Here is a 2,474-nt window from a genome sequence, read left to right on the forward strand (position 1 = left end):
CGATCGCGTTGCAACCACCACGCATATTCGAGACTATCAAAATCGCCCAACTGCGGACAAACGATAACCAATACTCGATTTGCCGTCTCACAACCGCTCAATATAGAAATAACCTTACCATCGCTAACTCGCAGTCGATCGGTTTGCTGGAAAGTAGAATAAATGTTCATTGGTTAGGGAATAGGGAATAGGGAATAGTGAATAGTGGATAGTGAATAGTGGATAGTGAATAGTGAATAACAGTTTGAAGAAACCCGCATCACAGCCATACATGGAATGTAGAAACACCCACCCCGATTCTAACCAATCAACCCTTACGCAGCGACTCGCGCTCGTCGGGTTCCCCGACGGTTTAGCGAGTCAAGACAGGGGAGTTTGAGGGGCGGCGTTCCGCCTCTGGCACGGGGGGGCTGGGGGTCGGAACCCCCAGATCCGGGTTCTGCCCCCACCAGGAAAATCGCAACTCACTAATACATATAGTTTGCCGCTTGAGCTGATTACCAACAACTAAAATACTGGACAAACCCCGCATCGAATCCAGCCCTGAAATCACAACTTTTGAAACTTAACTTTTAAACCATCGCGGGGGTGAAGAGTCGGAATCGGATCGAGGGTGAGATTTTGATTGGGTAATAACTCCCAACTATTACGACGTAATAACATTGCCGCAATAATTTTAAGTTCCATCTGTGCAAACGCCATCCCGATACAAATGCGCGAACCACCACCATAAGTCACAAAATTATAATCTGAAGCCTTATCGATCGGTCTGTCAGGATTAAAGGTATCGGGTGCTGGATAAACCGCCGCATCGAAATGCGCTTCAGGAATCCGATACAAAACTTGCCAACCCTTCGGGACGCGATAACCGTTAAATTCAAACTCCTCAACTACACCCCGAAAACCCCCACCTATCGGCGGATACATTCGCTCCACCTCTCGTAAAACTCGATCGAGATAAGTCATTTGTTTGAGACTATCGATCGAAATCGGCGTATCGATCCCGATTTCTACCTGCTCCGCTCTAGCTTTAGCCAACACCTCTGGATGCTGCGCCAGTGCCAAACACAGCGAAGCCACTAACGATGTCGTCGTCTCATGTCCGGCAAATAATAGCAACAAAGCTTGCACTTTAAGCTCAGTGATACTCAGCCGATTTCCCGCCTCATCCTGACTTTGCACCAGCAATCCTAATGCATCCTGAGTGGGAGTTTGCTGCCGCTCCAGTACCACCCGATCGATATGTTCGAGGATGCGATCGCGGGCGGCTAAAGCGCGTCCGTAGGTCGTATAGCTCCATCTGACGGGGATGGTAAATAAACCATTCGTCAGCTCGGTAAATAACCGACTCAATTCGGTAGTTTCCGCCCCCGGTTCGCTGCCGATTAATAAGATACTCGCAATTTCAAAAGTCAGATTTTTAAGTTCGGGGAACCAAGTTAAATCGCCAATTTGCTCCCATCTAGTCAGATATCGATCGGTAATTTTAGTCATAGTTTCGACATAATTTACCAACGCTTTGCCATGAAAAGCTGGCATCAACAATCGGCGATTCCTCTGGTGTTCGGCTCCCTCTTGCAGAAATAGAGATGCCCCCAATAATTCCTGAAAATTATCCGGCCAACCATCGCGCCAAGAAAACTTATCGAAATGAGTAGAGAGAATAAATTTATTTGCCGCCGCACCACTCATCACCACCGTCGGACGACCGATAATATGCGTCCTAAAAATCGCCCCATATTTTTGACGGCGTTTGGTGGCAAAATCTGGATCGGTAACAAAGGAAATAGTTTCGCCAATCCACGGTAATCCAGATTGTCCGGGTGGTAATGGTAATGATGCGGTACCCGATCGATCTGCTGACATCTTTGGTAAAAATAGGATTGTGTGGGCGATCGCCGCTCATCCGAACTCAGCGATCGTGTTAAATTATATTAATAATATCGTCATATCGAAATATTTATGCAACTTACCTGGCTCGACAGTAACTCTTGGCTCATCGAACTGGGCGGTAAAAATATCTTATTAGACCCTTGGCTGGTCGGCAATCTCAGCTTTGGGAACTTCCCGTGGTTATTCCAGGGTACCAAAACCGTCGATCGACCGCTACCTGCTAATATCGATTTGATTTTACTCTCTCAAGGATTGCCCGATCACGCCCATCCACCGACGTTAGAAATATTAGATCGATCGATCCCCGTCGTCGGCTCCCCCAATGCGGCGCAAGTAGTCCAAAAACTCGGCTATCAACAAGTCACATCCCTCGCTCCCGGCGAGAGCTATCGCTTTGGCGAAATTGAAATTAAAGCCGTCCCCGGATCGCCAGTCGGCCCCACCGCGATCGAAAATGGTTATATCTTGCGCGCCGACAATCGCAGTCTGTACTACGAACCTCACGGCTATCATTCACCAGTCTTAGCCCAAGAAGGCTCGATCGATGTCGTGATTACTCCATTAATCGATCTCAAATTACC

The 2,474-nt window shown here is 47.9% G+C and carries 2 protein-coding genes; one reads left to right on the top strand and one right to left on the bottom strand.

Annotated features, from left to right (window positions below):
• Positions 1-549: 549 nt before the first annotated feature.
• On the bottom strand, positions 550-1,866 hold the full coding sequence (locus Q0R35_RS10990) for a cytochrome P450 (RefSeq protein WP_295617605.1): 1,317 nt from the start codon (positions 1,864-1,866) through the stop codon (positions 550-552).
• A 96-nt stretch (positions 1,867-1,962) separates the two neighbouring features.
• Here Q0R35_RS10990 and Q0R35_RS10995 point away from each other — a divergent pair.
• Positions 1,963-2,474: MBL fold metallo-hydrolase (locus tag Q0R35_RS10995; protein ID WP_295617608.1), on the top strand; the 512-nt coding region annotated here is incomplete at its 3' end.

Source organism: Chamaesiphon sp. GL140_3_metabinner_50 (assembly GCF_025361915.1).
Taxonomy (GTDB): Bacteria; Cyanobacteriota; Cyanobacteriia; order Cyanobacteriales; family Chamaesiphonaceae; genus Chamaesiphon.